This window comes from Pseudomonas sp. TE3899 (assembly GCF_056279105.1).
On the sequence record NZ_JBWBQR010000001.1, the window covers coordinates 1,248,129 to 1,274,999 of the forward strand.

At 62.0% G+C, this 26,871-nt stretch carries 16 protein-coding genes; 8 read left to right on the forward strand and 8 right to left on the reverse strand.

Translation table 11 applies throughout. From position 1 onward, the window contains the following. Positions 1-15: 15 nt before the first annotated feature. From ACZ89E_RS05745 to ACZ89E_RS05760, 4 genes are all read left to right on the forward strand, one after another. A complete protein-coding gene (locus tag ACZ89E_RS05745; protein WP_149661480.1) occupies positions 16-3,123 on the forward strand; it encodes an efflux RND transporter permease subunit in 3,108 nt (1,035 codons plus the stop codon). Then, complete coding sequence (locus ACZ89E_RS05750) at positions 3,120-4,601, forward strand: efflux transporter outer membrane subunit (RefSeq protein ID WP_476255080.1); 1,482 nt, start codon at positions 3,120-3,122, stop codon at positions 4,599-4,601. The genes ACZ89E_RS05745 and ACZ89E_RS05750 overlap by 4 nt, the downstream gene beginning before the upstream one ends. A 317-nt stretch (positions 4,602-4,918) precedes the next feature. Further along, a complete protein-coding gene (locus ACZ89E_RS05755) occupies positions 4,919-7,000 on the forward strand; it encodes a putative bifunctional diguanylate cyclase/phosphodiesterase (protein ID WP_476255081.1) in 2,082 nt (693 codons plus the stop codon). A 242-nt stretch (positions 7,001-7,242) separates the two neighbouring features. After that, positions 7,243-7,989 carry an SDR family oxidoreductase gene (locus ACZ89E_RS05760; protein WP_149661476.1) on the forward strand — a complete coding sequence of 249 codons (747 nt, stop codon included), beginning with the start codon at positions 7,243-7,245 and terminating at the stop codon, positions 7,987-7,989. A 158-nt stretch (positions 7,990-8,147) separates the two neighbouring features. Here ACZ89E_RS05760 and mapR read toward each other — a convergent pair whose 3' ends face one another. From mapR to ACZ89E_RS05775, 3 genes are all read right to left on the reverse strand, one after another. Continuing rightward, the gene (mapR, locus tag ACZ89E_RS05765; protein WP_133839068.1) at positions 8,148-9,557 is read right to left on the reverse strand and encodes a GntR family transcriptional regulator MpaR; all 1,410 of its coding nucleotides are present in this window, start codon (positions 9,555-9,557) and stop codon (positions 8,148-8,150) included. 169 nt (positions 9,558-9,726) lie between these two features. Beyond that, entirely contained in the window at positions 9,727-11,139 is a 1,413-nt protein-coding gene (gene ccoG, locus ACZ89E_RS05770) for a cytochrome c oxidase accessory protein CcoG (protein ID WP_476255082.1), read from the reverse strand. A gap of 195 nt (positions 11,140-11,334) precedes the next feature. Continuing rightward, entirely contained in the window at positions 11,335-11,568 is a 234-nt protein-coding gene (locus ACZ89E_RS05775; RefSeq protein WP_149661474.1) for a DUF3203 family protein, read from the reverse strand. A gap of 121 nt (positions 11,569-11,689) precedes the next feature. Between ACZ89E_RS05775 and ACZ89E_RS05780 the strand changes: the two genes are divergently transcribed. Continuing rightward, complete coding sequence (locus ACZ89E_RS05780; protein WP_149661473.1) at positions 11,690-12,196, forward strand: MgtC/SapB family protein; 507 nt, start codon at positions 11,690-11,692, stop codon at positions 12,194-12,196. 141 nt (positions 12,197-12,337) lie between these two features. Here the strand turns inward: ACZ89E_RS05780 and ACZ89E_RS05785 are convergent, their stop codons facing one another. Continuing rightward, positions 12,338-12,505: a hypothetical protein gene (locus ACZ89E_RS05785; protein WP_178129263.1), complete on the reverse strand. Its 168-nt coding sequence runs from the start codon at positions 12,503-12,505 to the stop codon at positions 12,338-12,340. A gap of 218 nt (positions 12,506-12,723) precedes the next feature. Here ACZ89E_RS05785 and ACZ89E_RS05790 point away from each other — a divergent pair, with 218 nt between their 5' ends. From ACZ89E_RS05790 to glgB, 3 genes are all read left to right on the forward strand, one after another. After that, positions 12,724-14,721, forward strand: coding sequence for an alpha-1,4-glucan--maltose-1-phosphate maltosyltransferase (locus ACZ89E_RS05790; protein ID WP_476255083.1), 1,998 nt, complete (start codon positions 12,724-12,726; stop codon positions 14,719-14,721). Between the two features lie 178 nt (positions 14,722-14,899). Continuing rightward, positions 14,900-18,241, forward strand: a complete 3,342-nt coding sequence (treS, locus tag ACZ89E_RS05795) for a maltose alpha-D-glucosyltransferase (RefSeq protein ID WP_476255084.1) — start codon at positions 14,900-14,902, stop codon at positions 18,239-18,241. 2 nt (positions 18,242-18,243) lie between these two features. After that, on the forward strand, positions 18,244-20,475 hold the full coding sequence (glgB, locus tag ACZ89E_RS05800; protein ID WP_149661470.1) for a 1,4-alpha-glucan branching protein GlgB: 2,232 nt from the start codon (positions 18,244-18,246) through the stop codon (positions 20,473-20,475). 161 nt (positions 20,476-20,636) lie between these two features. Here the strand turns inward: glgB and ACZ89E_RS05805 are convergent, their stop codons facing one another. The 4 genes from ACZ89E_RS05805 to ACZ89E_RS05820 form a co-directional block, all read right to left on the reverse strand. Further along, the gene (locus ACZ89E_RS05805) at positions 20,637-21,704 is read right to left on the reverse strand and encodes an autotransporter domain-containing protein (protein WP_476255085.1); all 1,068 of its coding nucleotides are present in this window, start codon (positions 21,702-21,704) and stop codon (positions 20,637-20,639) included. Between the two features lie 321 nt (positions 21,705-22,025). Continuing rightward, positions 22,026-24,704, reverse strand: a complete 2,679-nt coding sequence (locus ACZ89E_RS05810; protein ID WP_476257020.1) for an autotransporter family protein — start codon at positions 24,702-24,704, stop codon at positions 22,026-22,028. A 297-nt stretch (positions 24,705-25,001) separates the two neighbouring features. After that, on the reverse strand, positions 25,002-25,802 hold the full coding sequence (locus ACZ89E_RS05815) for an endonuclease/exonuclease/phosphatase family protein (RefSeq protein WP_133840592.1): 801 nt from the start codon (positions 25,800-25,802) through the stop codon (positions 25,002-25,004). A 147-nt stretch (positions 25,803-25,949) separates the two neighbouring features. After that, entirely contained in the window at positions 25,950-26,708 is a 759-nt protein-coding gene (locus ACZ89E_RS05820; RefSeq protein ID WP_149661466.1) for a PIG-L deacetylase family protein, read from the reverse strand. Between the last annotated feature and the right edge of the window lie 163 nt (positions 26,709-26,871).

Here is a 26,871-nt window from a genome sequence, read left to right on the forward strand (position 1 = left end):
TTGGAGCTGTCGTCCATGAATCTCTCAGGACCGTTCATCAAACGTCCCGTGGCAACCATGCTGCTTTCGTTGGCGATCATGCTGCTGGGCGGCGTAAGTTTCGGCCTGTTGCCGGTGTCGCCGCTGCCGCAGATGGACTTCCCGGTGATCGTGGTCCAGGCCAGCCTGCCCGGTGCCAGCCCGGAGGTAATGGCTTCGACCGTGGCCACGCCGCTGGAACGTTCCTTCGGCGCCATCGCCGGGGTCAACACCATGAGCAGTCGTTCCAGCCAGGGCTCGACCCGGGTGATTTTGCAGTTCGACCTCGACCGCGACATCAACGGTGCGGCGCGGGAAGTGCAAGCGGCGATCAACGCCTCGCGCAACCTGCTGCCCAGCGGGATGCGCAGCATGCCGACCTATAAGAAGGTCAACCCGTCGCAAGCGCCGATCATGGTCTTGTCCCTGACCTCGGATGTGCTGGAAAAAGGCCAGCTCTACGACTTGGCCTCGACGATCCTGTCCCAGAGCCTGTCCCAGGTGCAGGGCGTGGGCGAAGTGCAGATCGGCGGCAGCTCGCTGCCAGCGGTGCGCATCGAACTCGAACCCCAGGCGCTGAACCAGTACGGCGTGGCCCTGGACGATGTGCGCAACACCATCGCCAACGCCAACGTGCGCCGGCCGAAAGGTTCGGTCGAGGACGACCAGCGTCTGTGGCAGGTGCAGGCCAACGATCAACTGGAAAAGGCCAAGGACTACGAGTCGCTGATCATCCACTACAACAACGGCGCGGCCCTGCGCCTGAAGGATGTGGCCACGGTCAGCGACGGCGTCGAGGACCGCTACAACAGCGGTTTCTTCAACAATGATGCGGCGGTGCTGCTGGTGATCAACCGCCAGGCCGGCGCCAACATCATCGAAACGGTCAACGAGATCAAGGCACAGTTGCCGGCGTTGCAGGCGGTGTTGCCGGCCAGCGTCAAGTTGAACCTGGCCATGGACCGCTCGCCGGTGATCAAGGCGACGTTGCATGAAGCGGAAATGACCCTGCTGATCGCCGTGGCGCTGGTGATTCTGGTGGTGTTCCTGTTCCTCGGTAACTTCCGCGCCTCGCTGATTCCGACGCTGGCGGTGCCTGTGTCGCTGGTCGGCACCTTCGCGGTGATGTACCTCTACGGGTTTTCCCTGAACAACCTGTCGCTGATGGCGCTGATCCTCGCCACCGGGCTGGTGGTGGACGACGCCATCGTGGTGCTGGAGAACATTTCCCGGCACATCGACAAAGGCGTGCCGCCGATGAAAGCGGCGTACCTCGGGGCCCAGGAAGTCGGGTTCACCTTGCTGTCGATGAACGTGTCGCTGGTGGCGGTGTTCCTGTCGATCCTGTTTATGGGCGGGATCATCGAGAGCCTGTTCCGCGAGTTTTCCATCACCCTGGCGGCGTCCATCGTCGTCTCGCTGATCGTGTCGTTGACCCTGACGCCGATGCTGTGCGCCCGTTGGCTCAAGCCGCATACGCCGGGCCAGGAAAACCGTCTGCAACGCTGGAGCCAGCGTGCCAACGACTGGATGGTCGGCAAGTACGCCACCAGCCTCGATTGGGTGCTGCGTCACCGCCGCCTGACCTTGCTCAGCCTGATCGTGACCATCGGCGTCAACGTTGCGCTGTACGTGGTGGTGCCGAAAACCTTCATGCCGCAGCAGGACACCGGGCAGTTGATCGGTTTTGTGCGCGGCGACGACGGCCTGTCGTTCAGCGTGATGCAGCCGAAGATGGAAGTCTTCCGCCGTGCCGTGCTCAAGGACGATGCGGTGCAGAGCGTGGCCGGGTTCATCGGCGGCACCAACGGCACCAACAACGCCTTTATGCTGGTGCGCCTGAAACCGATCAAGGAGCGCAATATTTCCGCGCAGAAGGTGATCGAACGCCTGCGCAAGGAAATGCCCAAGGTCGCCGGCGCGCAGTTGATGTTGATGGCGGATCAGGACCTGCAATTTGGCGGCGGGCGTGAGCAGACCACTTCGCAATATTCCTACATCCTGCAAAGCGCCGATCTGGGTTCGTTGCGCGAGTGGTACCCGAAAGTCGTCACCGCGCTGCGGGCCTTGCCTGAGCTGACGGCGATTGATGCTCGCGAGGGACGCGGCGCGCAACAGGTGACGCTGATCGTCGACCGCGATCAGGCCAAACGCCTGGGGGTGGACATGGACATGGTCACCGCCGTGTTGAACAACGCCTACAGCCAGCGGCAGATTTCGACGATCTACGACAGCCTCAACCAGTATCAGGTGGTGATGGAGGTCAATCCGAAATACGCCCAGGACCCGATCACCCTCAAGCAGGTGCAGGTGATCACCGCCGATGGCGCGCGGATTCCGCTGTCGACCATTGCCCACTACGAAAACAGCCTGGAAGACGACCGGGTCAGTCACGAAGGCCAGTTCGCCTCCGAGAGCATTTCGTTCGACATGGCCGAAGGGGTCACGGTGGAGCAGGGCACGGCGGCCATCGAGCGGGCGATTGCCAAGCTCGGCATGCCGGAAGACGTGATCGTGAAAATGGCCGGCACCGCCGACGCCTTTGCCGCGACCCAGAAGAGTCAGCCGTTCATGATTCTCGGCGCGTTGGTGGCGGTGTATCTGGTGTTGGGCGTGTTGTATGAAAGCTACATTCACCCGCTGACCATTCTGTCGACCTTGCCTTCGGCCGGGGTCGGCGCCTTGTTGTCGATCTATGCCTTGGGCGGGGAGTTCAGCCTGATCTCGCTGTTGGGGCTGTTCCTGCTGATCGGCGTGGTGAAGAAAAACGCGATCCTGATGATCGACTTGGCGTTGCAGTTGGAGCGGCATCAGGGCATGACGCCGCTGGATTCGATTCGCAGCGCCTGTCTGCAACGGCTGCGGCCGATTCTGATGACCACGCTGGCGGCGATCCTCGGCGCGCTGCCGTTGCTGCTCAGTCGTGCCGAGGGCGCGGAAATGCGCCAGCCGCTGGGCCTGACCATCATCGGCGGGCTGATCTTCAGCCAGGTGCTGACCCTCTACACCACCCCGGTGGTTTACCTCTACCTCGACAAACTGCGCCATCGTTTCAATAAATGGCGTGGGATACGTACCGATGCAGCTCTGGAAACTCCGCTATGACTGACCGTTCGCTTATCACTCTGGCTGCACCGATTGCCCTGGCCCGGGGCTCGCGCTTGTTGAGCCTGGCGCTGTGCATGGCCCTGGTCAGCGCCTGCGCCGTCGGCCCGGATTATCAGCGCCCGCACACGGCCGAGATTGCGCAGTACAAGGAAGCCGAGGGCTGGCGTCAGGCCAGCCCCAGCGATGCCCTGGCCCGTGGCGCCTGGTGGGAGTTGTACGGTGACCGCCAGCTCAATGGCCTGGTGGAACAACTCAACAATGCCAACCAGACCGTCGCCCAGGCCGAGGCCCGCTATCGCCAGTCCCAGGCCTTGGTGAAAAGCGCCCGTGCGGCGTTTTACCCGACCGTCGACTTGAGCGCAGGCAAAACCCGTTCCAGTCAGGGTGCCGGCAGCAGCAGTTCCAGCCTGAGCAGTTCCGCCAGCGGGATTCGCAATACCTACACCACCGAATTGGGCGTCAGTTGGGAAGCGGATATCTGGGGCAAGTTGCGCCGCGGGCTGGAAGCCGACACGGCCAGCGCTCAGGCGAGCTTCGCCGATCTGGCGGCCATGCGCCTGAGCCAGCAGTCGGAAATGGTGCAGAACTATTTGCAGTTGCGGGTCATCGACCAGCAGAAGCGTTTGCTCGAATCGACGGTCGCGGCGTATCAACGCTCGCTGCAAATGACCCAGAACCAGTACCGCGCCGGTGTCTCCGGGCGCGATGCGGTGGCCCAGGCCCAGACGCAGCTTAAAAGCACCCAGGCTGATCTGGTGGATCTGATCTGGCAACGGGCGCAGTTCGAAAACGCCATCGCGGTGCTGATCGGCCTGCCACCGGCGCAGTTCAACCTGGCGGAAACCCAGGACATTCCGAAACTGCCGCAAATCCCCCTGAGCCTGCCGTCGCAATTGCTTGAACGCCGCCCGGACATTGCCTCCGCCGAACGCTCGGTGATTGCCGCCAACGCCGAAATTGGCGTGGCGAAAGCCGCGTACTACCCGGACCTGACCCTGAGCCTCAGTGGCGGTTACAGCAGCAGTACATCGAGCAACCTGATCAGCTTGCCGAACCGCTTCTGGTCGGTGGGGCCAAAACTGGACTTGCCGTTGTTCGACGGTGGTGCGCGCTCGGCGGAAGTCGACCGCAACGAAGCGGTCTACGACGAAACCGTGGCCAAGTACCGCCAGACCGTGCTCGATGGCTTCCGCGAAGTGGAAAACTACCTGGTGCAACTCAAGGTGTTCGAAGACGAAGCGGCGGTGCGTCAGGAAGCACTGGACGCGGCGCGCGACTCCCTGCGCCTGACCGAAAACCAGTACAAGGCCGGTTTGATTGCCTATCTGGACGTGGTAGTGGTGCAAGCCACGGCGTTGAACAACGAACAAAGCGTGTTGAACGTGTTGCAGAGCCGGTTGATTGCCAGCGTGCAGTTGATTGCGGCGTTGGGCGGTGGGTGGGATGGGCAGCTTCAGGTGAGTGACAAGGAATAACCCGCACCGATCGTTGCTGATCGTTCCCACGCTCTGCGTGGGAATGCATCACGTGACGCTCTGCGTCACATCCAGAGCCGAACGCGGAGCGTCCGTGGCTGCATTCCCACGCAGAGCGTGGGAACGATCAAACGCGGACCTTCAGATCGCCACAATGATCGCGTTGAAACTCCGATTTTTGCTGTCAAACAAGCGTTTCATCGGCTTGATGGCCATTTGATAATTTTGTCAGTGCGTTCTTCCGCGCATTCAGTACAATCGCCGACTTTGCCCCCCGAGAAAGGATGCAGTACGCAGGGGCAGTCACGAGAAATCCCATGCTCATCGGCACCTATTCCCCTACGCTGGTTTTCATCTCGCTGTGCGTGGCGATCCTCGCTTCGTACACCGCCCTTGACCTGACCGGCCGGATCGCCACCACCAAGGGCCGCGCTGTCCATCTGTGGACCGTCGGCGGCGCGGTGGCCATGGGCATTGGCGTGTGGTCGATGCATTTCATCGGCATGCTCGCGTTCAAATTACCCATCGACCTGGGCTACGACCTCAGCCTGACCGTGCTGTCGCTGGTCATTGCCATCCTGTCCTGCGGCTTTGCCCTGTGGCTGGTCAGCCAGCCGAAGCTGCCGGGCTGGCAACTGGCGTTCGGCGCGCTGGTGATGGGCGCCGGGATCAGCGCCATGCATTACACCGGCATGGCCGCCATGCTGATGGTGCCGGGCATCGATTACGACCCGACGCTGTTCGGCGCCTCGCTGCTGATTGCCGTCGGTGCGTCCGCCGCAGCGTTGTGGATTGCCTTCCGCCTGCGCCAGCACACGCCTTACGTGGGCCTGATCCGTGGCGGTGCTGCGGTGATCATGGGCTTCGCCATCGTCGGCATGCACTACACCGGCATGGCGGCGGCGCGTTTTCCGGACGGCAGTTTCTGCAGCGCGGCCCTCAATGGCTTGAGCGGTAAAGGCCTGGACAACCTGGTGCTGATCACCACCCTCGCGGTGTTGAGCATTGCCTTGCTGACCTCGATTCTCGATGCACGCCTGGAGGCGCGCACCGCTGATCTTGCGCGCTCGCTGACCGAGGCCAACCGCGAACTCACCCAATTGGCCTTGCACGACACCCTGACCGGCCTGCCGAACCGCACGTTGCTGGCGGATCGCATCGACCTGGCCATGTCCAAGGTGCAAGAGCAGGGCGGTTGTTTTGCGCTGATGTTCATCGATCTGGACGGCTTCAAACCGGTCAACGATGCCTTCGGCCACCACATGGGCGATCAGTTGCTGCGCGAAGTCAGCCTGCGACTGCGCGAAGACTTGCGCAGCCAGGACACGTTGGCGCGGATCGGCGGCGACGAATTCGTGCTGCTGGTGCGCCTGAGCGAGCCCAACGATGCACTGAACCTGGCGGCGCGTCAGGTCAGCCTGATCGCGCGCTCGTTCCGGGTCGCCGAGCATGACTTGCAGATCTCCGCCAGCGTCGGCATCGCGCTGTATCCGGGCAATGGCCAGACCGCCCAGGAACTGCTGATGAACGCCGACGCCGCGATGTACCACGCCAAGGGCGCAGGCAAAAACGGTCACAGCTTCTTCGACGCCTCGATGAACAGCAACGCCCGCAAGCAACTGCAACTGCTGCAAGACCTGCGCGCCGCGTTGGAACATCAACAATTCAGTCTGTATTACCAACCCAAGTTCGACGCCAGCAATGGGCGTCCGGTCGGCGCCGAGGCCTTGCTGCGCTGGCAGCACCCGACCCAGGGCATGTTGCTGCCGGACAAATTCATCGAACTGGCGGAAAAGACCGGGCTGATCATTCCTATCGGCGAGTGGGTGCTCAACGAAGCCTGCCGGCAGATGCGCGAATGGTATGTGCTCGGCTACACCGACTGGCGCATCGCAGTGAATCTCTCGGCCTTGCAGTTCTGCCACGCCGGCCTGGTCCAGAGCGTGGCCAAGGCCTTGGCCACACACCATTTGCCGGCCAACAGCCTGACCCTGGAAATCACCGAAACCACCGCCATGAGCGACGCCGATGCGAGCATGACCGTGTTGCAGGAACTGTCGGAAATGGGCGTCGATTTGTCCATTGATGACTTCGGCACCGGTTATTCGAGCTTGATGTACCTCAAGCGTTTGCCGGCTAACGAGCTGAAGATTGACCGCGGCTTTGTCCGGGATCTGGAGCATGACAGCGATGACGCGGCCATCGTTTCGGCGATTGTGGCGCTGGGCCAGGCGCTGGGTTTGCGGATCGTGGCGGAAGGCGTGGAGACCGGTGTGCAGCAGGACTTTCTGACGAAGTTGGGGTGTGATTCGTTGCAGGGTTATCTGCTCGGGCACCCGCTGCCGGCGGAGCGTTTTATGGTCGATATTGTTCGGGGTGAGCAGCTGGCTGCGGGCTGATAGATCCTGCCTGGAGTGGGGTAGAAACCTGTGGCGAGGGAGCTTGCTCCCGCTGGGCCGCGCAGCGGCCCCCAAAAACAGGGACTGCTGCGCAGTCCAGCGGGAGCAAGCTCCCTCGCCACAGAAAAGCACTTCGCCACCTATCTGCATCGTCACCCCGATAGATGCAGGTCATGCAAAACCCGCCAATGGCGGTTATTCTTGCCCCCGACTGCTTAAGCTCGAAACGGGGGAACATCAGCATGGAAAAAGTCATTGTCATCACCGGCGGCAGCCGCGGGATTGGCGCGGCCACGGCGCTGTTGGCCGCGGAACAGGGCTACCGGATCTGTATCAACTATCAGGCTGATGAACAGGCTGCCCAACATGTGCTGGAGCAAGTCCGCGCCCTCGGCGCCCAGGCCATTACCGTGCGCGCCGACGTCAGCATCGAAGACGAAGTGGTTGCCCTGTTCCACCGCGTCGACACCGAGTTGGGCCGGGTCACCGCCCTGGTGAACAACGCCGGCACCGTCGGGCACAAATCCCGGATCGACGAAATGTCCGAATTTCGCATTCTCAAAACCCTCAAGACCAACGTCCTGGCGCCGATCCTTTGCGCCAAGCACGCGATCTTGCGCATGTCGCCCAAGCATGGCGGGCAGGGTGGCAGCATCGTCAATGTGTCTTCAGTCGCTTCGCGCCTGGGCTCGCCCAACGAGTACGTGGATTACGCCGCCTCAAAAGGTGCGCTGGACAGCTTCACCATCGGCCTGTCGAAGGAAGTAGCGGGCGAGGGGATTCGTGTCAACGCCGTGCGCCCCGGTTTTATCTACACCGATTTCCACGCGCTGAGCGGCGATCCGGATCGGGTCAGCAAGCTGGAGTCGGCCATCCCGATGGCCCGGGGTGGGCGGCCGGATGAAGTGGCCGAGGCGATTGTGTGGTTGTTGTCGGACAAGGCTTCGTATGCGACCGGGACGTTTGTGGATTTGGGTGGCGGACGCTAACCGCTGATCGCTGATCGTTCCCACGCTCTGCGTGGGAATGCATCCCGTGACGCTCCGCGTCACATCCAGAGCCGAACGCGGAGCGTCCGTGGCGGCATTCCCACGCAGAGCGTGGGAACGATCAGGCGGGGCGCGTGGGAACGATCACGCGATCACTGTCAGAACGACCGCACGATCCGCCCCAACGTCTCCATCGCCTTCTCCGAAGCCTCATCCCACGGGCTGCCGTAGTTCAGGCGAATGCAATTCCTGAAACGCTGGGTCGGTGAAAAGATCGGCCCCGGCGCGATGCTGATGCCTTGGGCCAGCGCCATCTGGAACAACTTCAACGAATCCATCTGCGGTGGCAGTTCCAGCCACAAAAAGTAGCCGCCGGCCGGTTGGCTGACGCGGGTCTGCGCCGGGAAGTAGCGGGCGATGGCGGCGAGCATGGCGCTTTGCTGTTCTTCCAGAGCGTAACGCAGTTTGCGCAGGTGACGGTCGTAGCCGCCGTGTTGCAGGTAATCGGCGATGGCGGCCTGGGCCGGCATTGAGGCGCAGAGCGAGGTCATGAGTTTCAGCCGTTCGATTTTTTGCGCGTAACGCCCGGCGGCGACCCAGCCGATGCGGTAGCCGGGGGCCAGGCTCTTGGCGAACGAACCGCAATGCATCACCAGGCCTTCGGTATCAAAGGCCTTGGCCGGTTTCGGCGCTTGCTGGCCGTAATAGAGTTCGGCGTAGACGTCGTCCTCGATCAGCGGCACTTGATGGCTGCGCAACAATTCCACCAATTCCTGCTTCTTCGCCTCGGGCATGGTCGCGCCCATCGGGTTCTGGAAACTGGTCATGCACCAGCAGGCCTTGATCGGGTGGCGCTCCAGGGTTTGCGCGAGCACGCCCAGGTCGATGCCGTCGCGCGGGTGCACCGGGATTTCCACCGCTTTGAGCTTCAGGCGTTCCAGCACTTGCAGGCTGGCGTAGAACGCCGGGGCCTCGATGGCCACCAGGTCGCCGGGTTCGGTGACGGCTTGCAGGCACAGGTTCAAGGCCTCCAGCGCACCGTTGGTGATCAGCAGTTCTTCCATGGGCAGCATCAGCCCGCCGACCATGTAACGCAGGGCGATTTGCCGGCGCAGCTGCGGGTTGCCCGGCGACATGTCGGTGACCACCATGCGCGGGTCCATCTCCCGGGCGGCGCTGGCCAGGGAGCGGGACAGGCGTTGCAGCGGGAACAGGGTCGGGCTGGGGAAGGCGGAGCCGAACGGGACGGTGGTCGGGTCCTTGATCGAGTCGAGGACCGAGAACACCAGTTCGCTGACGTCGACTTCGGTGGACTCGTTGACCTGGCTGCTGATCACCGGCTCCGAAAACGGGCTCGGGGCGTGGGTGTTGACGAAGTAACCGGAGCGCGGCCGGGCCCGGATCAGGCCGCGACGTTCCAGCAGGTAATACGCCTGGAACACCGTGGACGGGCTGACCCCGTAGGTCTGGCTGGCGTAGCGCACCGACGGCACGCGCTGGCCGGGGCCAAGGACCCCGGAGCGGATCAGTTCAGCGATGTCATCGGCGAATTTTTCGTAGCGTTTCATCTAGAACCCGGTTTGAAATTTTTCATGTGTACACAGTTGTGGCGAGGGAGCTTGCTCCCGCTGGGGTGCGTAGCGCCCCCAAAATCTTTGCGACTGCTTCGCAGCCGAGCGGGAGCAAGCTCCCTCGCCACAATGGACCGCGCCTGACAATGGCCGGCATCTTAACGGCTCAACGATTCATCGGCGCAACAAACCGGCTCTTCGCCACGCTGTAGATGTCGGGTTCGTCGCTGTCGACAATCTTGAAGCTGATGGTCTGCGAGCTGCTGCTCGGCCGTTCCGTGGTCATGGCCACCGACAGCGGCACATCGACAATCTCACCCGGCGCCAGGCTCAACTCCGTCTTGCCTTGCAGCTGGAAGCCCTCGCCATCCACCAGGCTCAGACGGTAATCCTGGCGCTGCTGGGTCTTGTTGATGACTTTGAGGCTGTAGATGTTCTCGATCATGCCTTCGCTGTTCTCACGGTACATGCCCCGGTCCTTGGTGACGTCCAGCGACACCATTGGCCGTTCCACCAACGCCAGGGCCAGCGCGCCGATCATGATCAGCAGCACCGCCGTGTAGCCAATCAACCGTGGCCGCAGCAGATGGGTCTTGCCACCCTGCAATTCATGTTCGGAGGTGTAGCTGATCAGCCCGCGAGCGTAGCCCATTTTGTCCATGATCGAATCGCAGGCGTCGATGCACGCCGCGCAGCCAATGCATTCCATCTGCAAGCCGTCGCGGATGTCGATGCCGGTCGGGCAGACCTGCACGCAGACCTGGCAGTCGATGCAGTCGCCGAGGCCGACGTCGGCCGGTTTCACCTCGCGTTTGCGTGGGCCACGGTTTTCGCCACGGGCCACGTCGTAGGAAATGGTCAGGGTGTCCTTGTCGAACATCACGCTCTGGAACCGCGCATACGGGCACATGTGCATGCACACCGCTTCACGCAGCCAACCGGCGTTGATGTAGGTGGCGCCGGTGAAGAAGATCACCCAGAACAGACTGACCCCGGCCATTTGCAGGGTCAGCAGTTCTTCGGCCAAGGGGCGGATTGGTGTGAAGTAACCGACAAAGGTCAGGCCGGTGAGCAGGCTGATGGCCAGCCACAATGTGTGTTTGGCCGAGCGCCGTAGCAGCTTGTTCAGGCCCCAGGGCGCGGCTTGTAGCTTGATCCGCTGGTTGCGCTCGCCTTCGGTGATCTTCTCGCACCACATGAAGATCCAGGTCCAGGAGCTTTGGGGGCAGGTGTAGCCGCACCAGACCCGCCCGGCAAACACGGTGATCGCAAACAGGCCGAACGCGGCAATGATCAACAGCGCCGACAGCAGGATGAAATCCTGGGGCCAGAAGGTCGCGCCAAAAATGTGGAATTTGCTTTCGGATAAATCCCAGAGCACCGCCTGGCGGCCGCCCCAGTTCAGCCACACCGTGCCGAAGAAGGCGAGGAACAGGAAACCGGCACCGCTCATGCGCAAGGTGCGGTACAGGCCGGTGAAGCTGCGGGTGTGGATCAGGTTGTCGCTGGATTTGACCTTCATCTTTGGGCGTGAAGGTTCATAGGTCTCTACGGTTCGGACGGGGATTCTCTCGCTCATGGTCGTTCGCTCATCAGCCTCCATCAGGCCGGTGCACTATGAGCGTCGATCTGTTTGCATAACAGACTCAGGTATTGCAATAAAAAGCGGATCAGATGGGATTTGAACGAATGCCTGCGACAACTTGATGCACCCGCGAACGCAGGCCGCAAACGCCTATCCCAGGCGCCTGCGGACGTTGTTGATCCGGGTCAGTCAAATCACCGAATCACTGTCGGTGGCCTTCAGATGCTTACGACCGTCGACAGCACCTGCTACGGTCAATGCGTCGGCTTCTGCTTCGGTGATGTAGATACGCTGGCCGTTGATCTCCACTGCCGACATGGCTTTTTCCGAGTCGGTGATGATGGTGACGTCGGGGCACAGACGAATTTCTTCGCCGTTTTCGGTGGTGAAAAAGCAGGTTTGGCTTTCGATGCGTACGGTCATGGGACTGTCCTTTTTTCGGCGGAGACTAAAACCTTAGGTCGCCGGGGGCGGCCATCGTTCTGTGCAACCGATTAATGGTCGACGCGGTCCATCCTTTATCAACTCTCACAAGGACTGCGCGATGGATGCCTGGTGGCATGAAGTTTGGGTGACGCTGCAAGCGGAGTTCGCCGACGTTGGCGACGCTTCACAACTGACGCGCATTACCGTGCGTTTGCTGATGGCGGCCGTGTTGGGCGGTATTTTGGGTTTCGAGCGCGAGCACAAGGGCAAGGCTGCCGGGGTGCGCACGCATATGTTGGTGGCCCTGGGCGCTGCGCTGTTTGTACTGGTGCCGCAGATGTCCGGCTCCCAGGCGGATGCCATGAGCCGGGTGGTGCAGGGGGTGATCGCCGGGATCGGCTTCCTCGGTGCCGGGACCATCCTGAAGAACACCGAAGGCGATGAAGGTCACGTGAAAGGCCTGACCACCGCCGCCGGCTTGTGGATGACTGCGGCCATTGGCGTTTCCGCCGGGTTGGGCCGCGAGGCGACGGCGGTGCTCAGTACGTTGCTGGCCTTGGCGATTTTCAGCGTGATGCCGATGGTGGTGCGGATGCTCGACAAGAACAACAACCGCGAACCGTAAGATCGTTCCCACGCTCTGCGTGGGAATGCCTCAAGGGACGCTCCGCGTTCCACTGGGACGCAGAGCGTCCCGGGCTGCATTCCCACGCAGAGCGTGGGAACGATCAGTCGCGCACAGTCGCGCAGTCGCGTGGGAACGATCTTACGCGGGGCTGACGATCACCGGCGGCATGGTCTGCGGCGGGTCTTCGCGGGGTGGCGGGGTGGTGCCTGGTGGCTCTTGTTCGGGCACCGGCTCCGGTTCGGTTGGCGGGATCGTCGGGTTGTCGATGTTGGGATCAGGTGTTTCTGCCGGGATCGGAATGCTCATCGTTGATGCCTCCTGGTTGCACATGGCGTGAGTCGTGCTTAAGTGAGTTGACCACCGCGTGAAGGTTTTGATTCCCACCAATACTCAGGCAAATCCCCGTGAACTTTTACCGGCGCCCGTCGCTCGGAACCTAAGTGAGTTCATTCCGGGACGGACCGGCCCATGTGGATGAACATCTGGCACAAGAGCGTCCTTGGGGCGTAAAGGAGAGATGCTCGATGATCGCTGAAAAACCGACAGAACTCAGTTACAACCCGCACATGCCGCTGTCGCAGGCGTTATTGCTGCCGCGCATTGCGATTGAAAACGTCATGCCGACCCTCGATGGCGGGCAGTTTGCCGTCAAGGCCGTGGTCGGCCAGGACGTGTTGGTGACCAGCAAGGTGTTTGCCGATGGCCACGACAAACTGGCCGTGCGCATCCGCTGGCGCGGCGAGGGTGAGGAGTCCTGGCACAGCGAAACCATGGCTGAACTGGGCAACAACGGCTGGCAGGGCCGGTTCCGGGTCGAGCGCCAGGGCCGTCATGTGTTCTGCATCGAAGCCTGGATCGATCAGTTCGCCAGCTTCTGTTATGAACTGGAAAAGAAACACACCGCCCGCGTGCCGGTGAGTCTGGAGCTGCAGGAAGGCCGCACGATGGTGCAACAGGCCGGCGAGCGCAGTGACGGTGAGTTGAGCGAGCAACTGGCGGGGCTGCACCATGAACTGTCCGGGTTGCTCGAAACCGAGCAGGTCGCGCTGTTCTTGCACCAGCGTAGCGCCGACCTCATGGCCGAGGCCGACCATCGCGCCTACCTGAGCCTGAGCCAGGAGTACCCGCTGGACGTCGAACGGGAAATCGCCCAGTTCGCCAGCTGGTACGAGCTGTTTCCGCGCTCGATCACCGACGATCCCACCCGCCACGGCACCTTTAACGACGTGCACTCGCGGCTGCCGATGATCCAGGACATGGGCTTCGACGTGCTGTACTTCCCGCCGATCCACCCGATCGGCCGCAGCTACCGCAAAGGCCCAAACAATTCCCTGACCGCCGGCCCCGAAGATCCGGGCAGCCCGTACGCCATCGGCAGTGCCGAGGGCGGGCACGAGGCGATTCATTCCGAGTTGGGCACCCGCGAAGACTTCCGCCGGCTGGTGGTCGCAGCGGCGGAGCATGGGCTGGAAATCGCCCTCGACTTCGCCATCCAGTGCTCCCAGGACCACCCGTGGCTGCAACAGCATCCGGGCTGGTTCAACTGGCGGCCCGACGGCACGATCAAATACGCCGAGAACCCGCCGAAGAAATATCAGGACATCGTCAACGTCGACTTCTACGCCGCCGACGCGATCCCCAGCCTCTGGGTCGAATTGCGCGACATCGTGGTCGGTTGGGTCGAGGAGGGCGTGAAGATCTTTCGCGTCGACAACCCGCACACCAAGCCGCTGCCGTTCTGGCAATGGCTGATTGCCGATGTGCGGGCGCTGCACCCCGAAGTGATTTTCCTCGCCGAAGCCTTTACCACCCCGGCGATGATGGCGCGGCTGGGCAAGGTCGGTTACTCCCAGAGCTACACCTATTTCACCTGGCGCAACACCAAGTACGAACTGTCGACTTATTTCAGTGAGTTGAACGAGTCGCCGTGGAGTGAATGCTTTCGCCCCAACTTCTTCGTCAACACCCCGGACATCAACCCGGCGTTCCTGCACGAATCCGGACGCCCCGGCTTTCTGATCCGTGCGGCGCTGGCGACCATGGGCTCGGGCCTGTGGGGCATGTATTCGGGGTTTGAACTGTGCGAGGCGGCGCCGATTCCGGGGAAAGAGGAATACCTCAATTCCGAGAAGTACGAGATCCGCCCGCGAGACTTCAATGCGCCGGGCAACATCATTGCCGAGATCGCCCAGCTCAACCGCATCCGCCGGCAGAACCCGGCATTGCAGACGCACCTGGGGCTGAAGATCTACAACGCCTGGAACGACAACATTCTGTACTTCGGCAAACGCAGCGCCGACGGCAGCAACTTCATCCTGGTGGCGGTCAGCCTCGACCCGCATAACGTGCAGGAAGCGAATTTCGAATTGCCGCTCTGGGAAATGGGCCTGCCCGACGATGCCAGCACCCAGGGCGAAGACTTGATGAACGGCCACCGCTGGACCTGGCACGGCAAGTACCAGTTCATGCGGATCGACCCGGCGCATCAGCCGTTCGGGATTTGGCGAATTACCACATCTTGAAGACACCGCGTTCCCTGTGGCGAGGGAGCTTGCTCCCGCTCGGCTGCGAAGCAGTCGTAAAACCGGCGAACGCGGTGCAATGGATCAACTGCAATGGGGTTGCTGCGCAACCCAGCGGGAGCAAGCTCCCTCGCCACAAGCGTCTCAGTGGCTTTATCGAATTCAACAGGAGTTTCAAATGGCGAAGAAACCCAAGGCCACAACTTTTATCAAGGATCCACTCTGGTACAAGGATGCGGTGATTTACCAGGTTCACGTTAAATCCTTTTTCGACTCCAACAATGACGGGATCGGCGACTTTCCCGGGCTGATCGCCAAACTCGACTACATTGCCGACCTGGGCGTCAACACCATCTGGCTGTTGCCGTTCTATCCATCGCCGCGCCGCGATGACGGCTACGACATCGCCGAATACCGTGGCGTGCATTCCGACTACGGCACCATGGCCGACGCCAAGCGCTTTATCGCCGAGGCGCACAAACGTGGTTTGCGGGTGATCACCGAGCTGGTCATCAACCACACCTCCGACCAGCACGCCTGGTTCCAGCGCGCGCGCAAAGCCAAAAAAGGCTCGGCCGCCCGGGACTTCTACGTCTGGTCGGATGACGACCAAAAGTACGCCGGTACCCGCATCATTTTCCTCGACACCGAGAAGTCGAACTGGACCTGGGACCCGGTGGCCGGTCAGTACTTCTGGCACCGTTTCTATTCCCACCAGCCGGACCTGAACTTCGACAACCCGCAAGTCATGAAAGCCGTGCTCTCGGTGATGCGCTACTGGCTGGACATGGGCATCGACGGCCTGCGCCTGGACGCGATCCCGTACCTGATCGAACGCGACGGCACCAACAACGAGAACCTGCCCGAGACCCACGACGTCTTGAAGCAGATCCGTGCCGAAATCGATGCCAACTACCCCGACCGCATGCTGCTGGCCGAGGCCAATCAATGGCCCGAAGACACGCAGCTGTACTTCGGTGACGCGGATTCCATCGGCCTGAACGGCGACGAATGCCACATGGCGTTCCACTTCCCGCTGATGCCGCGCATGTACATGGCGCTGGCCCAGGAAGACCGCTTCCCGATCACCGACATCCTGCGCCAGACCCCGGAAATTCCGGCCAACTGCCAGTGGGCGATTTTCCTGCGCAACCACGATGAGCTGACCCTGGAAATGGTCACCGACAAGGAGCGCGATTACCTGTGGAATTACTACGCGGCCGACCGTCGGGCGCGGATCAACCTGGGGATTCGCCGCCGTCTCGCGCCGCTGATGGAGCGCGACCGTCGCCGCATCGAACTGCTCAACAGCCTGCTGCTGTCGATGCCCGGCACGCCGACCTTGTATTACGGCGATGAAATCGGCATGGGCGACAACATCTACCTCGGCGACCGCGACGGCGTGCGTACGCCGATGCAATGGTCCATCGACCGTAACGGCGGCTTCTCCCGCGCCGACCCGGCCAGCCTGGTGCTGCCGCCGATCATGGACCCGCAATACGGCTACCTGTCGGTCAACGTCGAAACCCAGGCCGGCGACCCGCATTCGCTGCTGAACTGGACCCGACGCATGCTCGCCGTGCGCAAGCAGTCCAAGGCGTTCGGCCGTGGCACGCTGAAAATGCTCTCGCCGAGCAACCGCCGGATTCTGGCGTATACCCGTGAATTCACCGGCGCCGACGGCAAGCACGAAATCATCCTCTGCGTGGCCAACGTGTCGCGCAGTGCGCAAGCGGCGGAACTCGACCTGTCGGCCTACGCCGGCATGGTCCCGGTGGAGATGCTCGGCGGTAACGCCTTCCCGCCCATCGGCCAGTTGAATTTCCTGCTGACCCTGGCGCCGTACGGCTTCTATTGGTTCGTCCTGGCGGCGGAAAACCAGATGCCGAGCTGGCACGTGGAACCGGCGCAAAGCCTGCCGGACTTCACCACCCTGGTGCTGAAAAAACGCATGGAAGAACTGCTCGAAGCGCCGTCCCGCGGCACCCTGGAGCAAGACATCCTGCCGAACTGGTTGCAGAACCGCCGCTGGTTTGCCGGCAAGGACGCGGCCATCGACAAGGTCAGCATCGCGTACGGCGTACGCTTCGGCGATCCGCTGCACCCGGTGCTGTTGAGTGAAATCGACGTCACCAGCGGCGGCCAGACCAGTCGTTATCAACTGCCGTTCGGCTTTATCTCCGAGGATCAGGTTGGCGCGGCGCTGCCGCAACAACTGGCCCTGTCGCGGGTTCGCCGTGTGCGTCAGGTCGGTTTGATCACTGATGCGTTCAGCCTGGAAACCTACGTCCGCGCGGTGCTTGAGGGCATGCAGGCCAGTACCGTGTTGCAGTCCAGCGAAGGCGAGATTCGGTTCGAACCGACCCAGGAACTGGCCAAGCGCGGCCTGAGCGCCGAGTCGGAAGTGCGCTACCTGTCCGCCGAGCAGTCCAACAGTTCGGTGGTGATCGGCAACAGCCTGGTGCTCAAACTGATCCGCAAAATCGCCTCGGGCGTGCACCCGGAACTGGAAATGAGTGCTTACCTGACCCAGGCCGGGTTCGCCAATATTTCACCGCTGCTGGGTTCGGTGATTCGCCGCGATGCCCAGGGTGAAGACACGCTGTTGATGATTGCCCAGGGCTACTTGAGCAATCAGGGCGATGCCTGGGAATGGACCCAGAACAACCTCGAACGGGCGCTGCGCGATGAACTCGCTGACGCCGTGTCCGAGCAGGAGCAGCACTACAACGCCCTCGGTGAGTTGAAGGATTTTGCCGGCATGCTCGGCCAGCGCCTGGGGGAAATGCACGTGGTGCTGGCGACCCCGAGCGACAACCCGGACTTCGCCCCGCAGGTCACTACGCAGAAGGAAGCCCTGGCCTCGGCCAAGGACGTGGCGGCGCAACTGGAACACGCGCTGAAGTTGCTCAAGCAGCATCAAAGCGAATTGAACCCGGCAGACAAAGCGCTGGTCACTCGCTTGCTGGACAACAAAAAAACCATCCTCGGCCATGTCCAGGAACTGGGCAAAAAAGCCGCGGGTGGCTTGCGGATTCGTGTCCACGGCGACTTGCACTTGGGCCAGGTGCTGGTGATCAAGGGCGATGCCTACCTGATCGACTTCGAAGGCGAACCGGCGCGGCCGCTCAGTGAGCGTCGCGGCAAGCACAGTCCGTACAAAGATGTCAGCGGCGTGCTGCGCTCCTTCGACTATGCCGCGGCGATGGCGATCAACGTGCATAACGTCGACAACACCGCCGATGCTCAAGCGGCCCGGCAACGGGTGGCCGACCGCTATTTAATTGAAGCGCAACAGGCATTTATCGACGCTTATCGGCTGGCGGCAGCTAGTCTTGGTCATGCGTGGCAAGATCCTGAAGGCGAGGACGCCGCACTGGCGTTGTTCGGCCTGGAGAAGGCGGCCTATGAAGTGGCTTATGAGGCGGAAAACCGCCCCACCTGGCTGCCGGTGCCGTTGCACGGTTTGTATGGGTTATTGAGTGGGCTCAAACCCTTTTCCGATCTTGGTGGAGAGTAGTCATGAGTTTCTCGAACAAGGAACAGGGGCACCATAAAGAAGCGCTGCTACCCAGGGCGCGAGACATTGATGCGCTGGTACGCGCCGAACACCACGACCCGTTTTCCATCCTCGGCCCCCACGGCGATGACCAGGGCGGGCAATTCATCCGCGCCTATCTGCCGGACGCTCTGAGCGTGCAGGTGTTGGCCAAGGATTCCGGCGAAGAGCTGGGCAACCTTGAAGCCACCCAGACGCCGGGGCTGTTCGTCGGCCATTTCGACCGCGCGCAGCCGTACCTGCTGCGCACCCGCTGGGCCGGTGGCGAGCAGGTGGCGGAAGATCCTTACAGCTTCGGGCCGTTGCTCGGTGAAATGGACTTGTACCTGTTCGCCGAGGGCAATCACCGCGACCTCAGTGCGTGCCTTGGCGCGCAGTTGAAGAATGTCGATGGCGTCGATGGCGTGCGTTTCTCCGTGTGGGCGCCGAACGCCAAACGCGTGTCAGTGGTCGGCGACTTCAACGTCTGGGACGGCCGTCGGCATCCGATGCGCTTGCGTCATCCGACCGGGGTCTGGGAATTGTTCATCCCGCGCCTGCAAGCGGGGGAGGCCTACAAATACGAAATCCTCGGTGCCCAGGGCATTTTGCCGCTCAAGGCCGACCCGATGGCCCTGGCTACACAGATGCCGCCGGACACCGCCTCGAGAGTCGCGGCGCCCCTGAGCATCGACTGGCAGGACCATGAGTGGATGCAGTCGCGCGCTGACAAGCAGAAACCCAGCGCACCGCTGTCGATCTATGAATTGCACGCCGGTTCGTGGCAATGCGAGCTGGATGACCTGGGCGAAGTCGCGCGCCAGTACACCTGGCACGAATTGGCTGATCGGCTGATTCCGTATGTGAAGGAGTTGGGGTTCACCCACATCGAACTGATGCCGATCATGGAGCATCCGTTCGGTGGCTCCTGGGGTTATCAATTGCTCTCGCAATTCGCCCCGAGTGCGCGTTACGGCTCGCCGGACGATTTCGCGGCGTTCGTCAACGCCTGCCACCAGGCCGACATTGGCGTGATCCTCGATTGGGTACCGGCGCATTTCCCCACCGATACCCATGGTTTGGCGCAGTTCGACGGCACGGCGTTGTATGAATACGCCAACCCGATGGAAGGCTTTCACCAGGATTGGGACACGTTGATCTACAACCTGGGGCGCACCGAAGTGCACGGCTACATGCTCGCCTCGGCGCTGCACTGGCTCAAGCACTTCCACGTCGATGGCCTGCGGGTCGATGCCGTGGCCTCGATGCTCTATCGCGACTACTCGCGCAAGGCCGGCGAATGGGTGCCGAACCGCCATGGCGGTCGCGAAAACCTGGAAGCCATCGATTTCCTGCGCCATCTCAATGACGTGGTCGACCTCGAAGCGCCCGGTGCCTTGGTGATCGCCGAAGAATCCACCGCGTGGCCCGGCGTCAGCCAGAACACCCAGCAGGGTGGCCTCGGTTTCGACTACAAGTGGAACATGGGCTGGATGCACGATTCGCTGCATTACATCCAGCAGGACCCGGTGTACCGCGCCCATCATCACAACGAGCTGAGTTTCGGCCTCGTGTATGCGTGGTCCGAGCGTTTTATCCTGCCGATTTCCCACGATGAAGTGGTGCACGGCAAGCACTCGCTGATCGACAAGATGCCCGGCGACCGCTGGCAGAAATTCGCGAATCTGCGGGCTTACCTGAGTTTCATGTGGGCGCATCCGGGCAAGAAGCTGCTGTTCATGGGCTGCGAGTTTGGCCAGTGGCGCGAGTGGAATCACGATCAGCAACTGGACTGGTACCTGTTGCAGTACTCCGAGCACAAAGGCGTGCAAAAACTGGTCGGTGACCTCAACCGGTTGTACCGCGAAGAACCGGCGCTGCACGATCAGGACGATGCGCCGCAAGGCTTCCAGTGGTTGATCGGCGATGATGCGGTCAACAGCGTTTACGCCTTTATGCGCTGGAGCAAGGACGGTCGGCCGGCGCTGGTGGTGGCCAACTTCACGCCGGTGCCGCGTCCGGCCTATCGCATCGGCGTGCCGTTTGCCGGACGCTGGGCCGAGCTGATCAACAGCGACGCCGACACCTATGCCGGTTCCAACTATGGCAATGGCGGCGGGGCGTTTACCGAGGAAGAGCCGAGCCACGGCCAGGCGTTGTCGCTGGTGTTGAATCTGCCGCCGCTGGCGGTGTTGATTTTGCGGCCGGAGGGTTGATCCTCTAACACCGCGTCGCTCCCTTCGCGGGCAAGCCTCGCTCCTACGGAATTGATCGTTCCCACGCGCAGCAAAGGAATGCCTCAAGGGACGCTCCGCGTTCCATTGGGACGCGGAGCGTCCCGGGATGCATTCCTTTGCTGCGCGTGGGAACGATCACCTCACCACCGCATCCGAACCCCCAGACTGCCAATCAACCCATTCAAATCATTGTCGTCCACGTCACTGCTGTAATCGGCGCTGACGTACAGGCTGACGGCGGGCGTGACCCTGGCCACCAACCCCAATCCCACATCCACCGTCGATGAATTGCGACTGCTGCTGATCTTGTCCACCTGATCCAGGGTCACGGTCGTGCCGGTGTACACCGTGTGCCACAAGTTGGTCCGCACATAGGGTTCGACTGGCAGGCCATTGATGTCGTAACTGCCTTTCAACCGCGCACCGACCCGGCCGCTCCATGACGTCAGGTCGCTGGAGGACGCGTTATTGGCCCCCGCATAGGGCGTGTCCAGGGTAATGCGCTGGTTGATCAATTGCGCCTGGGGTTCCACCACCCAGTTCTCGCCCAGGCCGATGGGGAAGCCACCTTCCACCGACACCGTCATCGCGCTGCCCTCGGCGGTTTGCCGCATGCCTTGGGCATCGCGGCTGTAGCCATTGACCCGGCCACCGCTGGCGGTCAGGTCGACGTGCCAGCCTTGAGGCCCGGTCAGGCTCCAGTAGGCGCCGAGGCTCTGGCCTTGCAGGTTGAGGGTGTCATTGCCGGGGTCGGCCATCGCGCGGCCGGTCAACAAGCCATCGCTATTGCCCTGGTACTGGCTGGTGCCCCCGATCAGCCCGACCCGTTGCACATGACCGCTGCTGCTTTGCAGGGTCAGGATGGCCGGGCCTTTGAATTCGTCGATACCGGGGTTCGCAAAACTCCCGGACAGCGCATCGGTTTGGGCTTGGCGTGACGCTTGGCCATAGAGCTGATCCCAGGCAGTGGGTGCGGCGTTTTCGATGGTCAGGTGTGAACTTCGCAAGTCCGGGTTGAAGGTGTAGCGTCCCGGGTAGGTGGCGGCGACATTGGGCAAGGTCAATGTCGGCACCTCCTGACGATACCAAGGGGTGGCGTCGTCTTCGGCGGGACCGGCTTGTACATCCATGGATGAACACAGCAACAGTGTGCTCGAGACGGTGCAAACAGTGATTCTGATCTCTTGTGGGGTGAATGAGGTTTTCATGGAGGCCTACCTTGCACACGCATGCCGTTTCTCGCTTGGGCGTCTCTCCTACCCCGAATGAGGGGCGACCGAATGGATTGAGGCAAGCCTATGGCCGCCCGTTTATGCGGGTGTCTGAAGGTTTGCCCCGGATGTATTTCCGGGGGTAGTAACGTGTAGCTAAGAAGACCTGTGACCTTGCGTCAAGAAAATGGCCGATAAATGGTAGGGCTATTTTAGCGATTGCAAGTGTCTGTTTTATCGCGTGTCTATAAGTGATTGTTTGTACAAAAGATCATCAAGAAACCCTCAAGCCAGCGGCTTTGATAGTTGGCTAAACACCTACCAACTCAACCTGACGCCGACATTGCCCACCACGCCGCGCAACGGATTACTGTCAATATTGCGGGTGTAATCGGCACTGGCGTACACGCTGACGGAGGAATCCAGGCTCAGGACCACGCCGATCCCGAGGTCGGCGCTGGAGGATTTCTGTTCGCTCTCGATCCGGTCGACGTGATCGAACGTCACCGTGTCGGTCCCCGAAAACGTGTGCCACAGATTGGCCCGCAGGTACGGCTCCAGCGGCCGACCACTGACTTCATAACGACCCTTGAGGCGCGCACCGAGGCGACCGGTCCAGGCGCCGTCGGAATCGAAGGACACCCGGGAAATGCCGTCGTCCTGACTGTCCAGGGAGATTTTCTGGTGAATCACTTGGGCCTGGGGTTCCACCACCCAGTTGCCGGCCAGGGTGATCGGGTAGCCGGCCTCTGCCGACAGCGTCAGGGCGTGCCCCCGGTTGTCGAGCTTGAGGCCGCGCTCGGAACGGTTATCGCCGTCGAAGCGCGTGCCCATGACCACCGTATCGACGTACCAGCCTTTGGGATCGGTCAGCGTCCAGTACAGGCCGTAGCTGTCGCCTTCCAGTTCCACGCTGCCGGCACGCTTGCCTTCAAAGCCTTCGTTGAAACCGTCGACATCGCCCTGTAAACGGGTGTGACCGACGAAGAACCCGGTGCGCCGGGTTTGCCCGCCGTCGGTTTGCGCGCTGTACAAATCGTTGCCCACTTGAAAACCGTTCAGCGAACCGTTGAGCCGTGGCGTCACGGTGCCGGCCCAGGTCTGGTCGAAATTCCGGCCATAGACCCGCGCCCAACCCGCGCTGAAGGCGCCGGTCTCGGTGAGCAGGCGCTGCTCGCCCTGGCGATCGTGGAAGGTGCCGAGGGCGCTGAGGGTCAATTGCGCGGCGGCCGGTGGCAGCACCGACCAGGTCGGGACTTCCGGGCGGTACAAGGGAATCGGCGCCGCCCCGGGGACGGCGGCGGGCAACACGGGTAGCGGCGAACTGCCGGCCGGTGCGGCGGGCACGGTGACGAGGGTCGGTGGCAGGGTCGGGTCGGCGTTGGGAATGCTGATGACCGTGGGTGTCGCGGCGGCCGCCACGAGGATCGGCGGCAAGGTTGGATCAGGGTTGGGAATGCTGAAGATCGTCGGCGTGGCCGCTGCCACGGGCGTCGCCACCGCTGGTACGATAATCGGCGGCAAGTCTGGATCGGGATTGGGAATGCTAAAGGCCGCCGCTGGCGCGACCACCGCTGAGCGCAGGTACCAACTGTTCTCGGTGCCTGCGGTGACGCCGCCCTTGAACAGACGGTAATCATAGGCGCCCGCCGACACCGTGCCATTGAGCACAAACGCGCTGTTATCGCTGACGGCCGTGCCCTGGGCCTGGACTAGCTGGATGCCGTTCTGCTGGGTCAAACCGCCGACGCCGCCCAGGTTGCTGACGCTGATCACGGTGCTGCCGGTCAAGGTGCCGTTGTTCACCACCAGTTTATCGCTGGGGGAACTGTCGTCGCCGACCACGCTTTGCAGCCGCAGTTGGCCGTTATTGCCGGCGTAATTGCCCTGGACGGTCAGGCTGTCGTCGGTGCGGGTGTTGCCGCTGGCCAGGTCAATCACCCCGGCGTTGTTCAGGGTCGCGAACTGGCCAGCGGTGAACGGTGTGATGCTGCCCTGAGTCGACGTCAGGGTGCTGCTGGAATCGATGTTGAATGCCCCGGTGCCGCTGGCGCTGTCGCCCAGGACGAAGTTGCCGGCCAGGTCGAATCGCGAGCCGTTGCTCAGGTTCACCGTTTCCCAGTTGATGTAGCGGGCGGGGTTGGCGGTGGCGGTGCGGTCGAAGGTCAGCAGGTCGTTACCGGTTCCGCCGTCGATACTGGGGGTCAGGGCGAGGATGCTTTCATTGAGGTTGCTCAGAGTCGCGCGGTCGTTACCTTCGGCCATGAGGATGGCTGAGCGGATAATGCCGCCACCGCTCCAGTTCAAAATGTCATCGCCGACACTGGCGCGGATTTCACCGACGATCTCGCCGCCGGTCACGGTGATGCTGTCGTTGCCGCCGCTGACGCTGATATTGCCGCCGATGAAGCCACCGGAAACGATGATGGTGTCGGTGCCGAACCCGGTCACCAGGTTGCCGAGGATCTGCCCGCCGGACAGGTCGAAAATATTGTTGTCGAGCTTCATGTCGACCCGGCCGATGGTGCCACCGGTCATCCGCGCCACGTCGCCATCCTCGAAGGCGCCGGTGATCGTGCCGCCGGTCATCAGGAAGGTGTCACGCCCATCGCCCTGGGCCAGGGACTGAATCGTGCCGCCGCTCATGACGAAGTCATCGATGCCGTTGCCTTGGCTCACGGCGCCGGTGATTTGCCCGGCGCTGATGCGCACGCGGTCGTTGCCGTCACCCTGATCGAGCGCACCGGCGAGGGTGCCGGAGTTCATGTCAAAGGTGTCGCTGCCGGCGCCAAAGGTTACGTTGCCATTGATGCGGCCCGTGCCGTTGGCGGGGAAGGTCAGGCTGTTGTTGCCCGCCAGATCGGTCAAGGCACCGCTGGTGCCGCTGTCGCAGGTGAAGGCATCGTTGCCGGGGCCGGCGATCAGTGAGCAGGCGCCAGAGGCGGGGGGACTGACGAAAATCAGGAGTGAAGCAGGAACAACGAAGACCTGCGGCATTGTCCGCAGCAGCCAGGCATAGCGACTCATGGCGAATCCCTTCTCGTGTTTCGGGGGATGTCATCCTTGGTGGTTCGCCGGACTGTAAAACAACCCTAATTCATGAACTGCGTAAGGCACGGGCCCTAACGAATTGAATGTGCTAGTCCTTAAGCTTTTTTAAGGTGTAGTCGCATTCTTTGACCAAGGGGAGCGCTACTGACGAATGGTTCTGTCAACCCTGACATCGTGGCGAGGGCTTGTTGTGGCGAGGGAGCAAGCTCCCTCGCCACAGGGTACTCAACCGACTTGCATCACTCACAGATGCACTTCCACCGCCAACGGCAAGTGGTCCGACAAGTGGGTCCAGGGCCGGTTACCGAGGATGGTCGGGTGGTGGCTGCTGGCATTGCGCAGGTAGATGCGGTCCAGGCGCAACAGCGGGAAGCGCGCCGGGTAGGTCTTGGCGGGGCGACCATGATGGCGCTCGAAGGCTTCGTGCAGGTAATCGCGCCGGGCCAGGGCGGCATTGCCTTGCAGCTGCCAGTCGTTGAAGTCGCCGGCGATGATCACCGGCGCATCGTCGGGCAGGGACTCCAGCAGTTGGCAGAGCAACTGCAGCTGCAACTGACGATGGCTTTCGAGCAGGCTCAGGTGCACGCAGATCGCATGGACTTCGGCGTGGCCCGGCACATCCAGTACACAGTGCAATAAGCCTCGGCGTTCGGGGCCGGTGATCGAGACGTCGAGGTTGCGGAATTCGCGAATCGGGTACTTCGACAGCAGCGCGTTGCCGTGATGGCCGTCGGGGTAGACCGCGTTGCGCCCATAGGCGAAATCACTCCACATGCTGTCGGCAAGGAACTCGTATTGCGACATCTGCGGCCACTCGTGGTAGCGGGAAGAGTGACGCTCGTGTTCGCCAATCACCTCCTGCAGGAACACCAGGTCCGCCGAGGTACTGCGCACCGCTTCGCGCAATTCCGGGAGGATGAAACGGCGGTTGAGCGCGGTGAAGCCTTTGTGGGTATTGACCGTCAGCACGCGCAGTCGATGGATGGCGGTGGGGGTGTTCAAGGGCGCCGATGTGCGCGTGCGGTGTTCTGAATCGCTGGTCACGTTGGCTCCTCTGAATCCAGGCTGCATAAGTATGCGACTGATGGAGCCGCGGGCAGTTCAGCGGGATTTTGTGTAGGAGCAAGGCTTGCCCGCGATGGCGTCCGTGAGATCGCCATCGCGAGCAAGCTTTGCTCCTACGGGGCGCGTTTAGACGAACACGATTTCATACGGCAGGCGAATCCGCTCGAGCAGTGCCTTGGGCAGCAGCGGTGCGATACCGATGGCCGGTTCGCCGTCGAGCTGGCTCGCGTAGGCATGGGTGGCGTGGCTTTTGCGGGCGATGGTCCAGGTGTCGAGGCGCAACTTGCGGGCGCGGTGCCAGGGGATCTGCCCCTGGTCGCGCGTCGGCAAGTGCCAGGCCCAGACCGGCATTTCGTAGAACGCCACGCCGACGATCGCCGCAGCCCTGGCGGCGGCCCGGCCAACGGCGTCATGGTCATCGGTGCCGTCTTCACGCCAGGTGCTGAACAACACATCGCCGGGGCGCAGGTAGCGCGCAATGTAGTGACTCAACGGTTGCTCGTGCTCGGCCAGGGCGTTATCGGTAAAGCCGCCACGAATCCATTTCAGGCTGTGCATCGGCAAGCCGAGGCGGCGCAAGGCCTCGACACTTTCCTGGGGGCGGAACACGCTCAAGCGTTTTTCCGACCATTGCTGCGAGCCCGGATGGCTGGCGCTGCCGTCGGTGATCGAGATCAGTTGCAGGGGATGGCCGAGGGAGGACAGCAGTTGCAGCAAGCCACCGCACATGACCACTTCATCGCCCGGATGGGGCGCGATCACCACGGCGCGTGCGCCTTCGGGGACCAGGGTTTGAGTATTGATGACCGGGATGTTGTCCAGTTGCTGGGCGTTGTTCCAGATCTGGGAAGGCAGGCTGCTTTCGCTGAGGTAAACCGATTTCATGGGCTACATCCTTGTTCTGTCTCGCCCTCAGTCGTGCAACGCTTGATCGTCAAGCCTGGCAGACCCGTGAAGGCTGGTTGATAGCAATGTGCCGCGCTCCGAACCCTGGATTGCGGCCAGCAGAGTATTGCTCATACAACCCTGTTCGTCGCCTCGCGGTTAC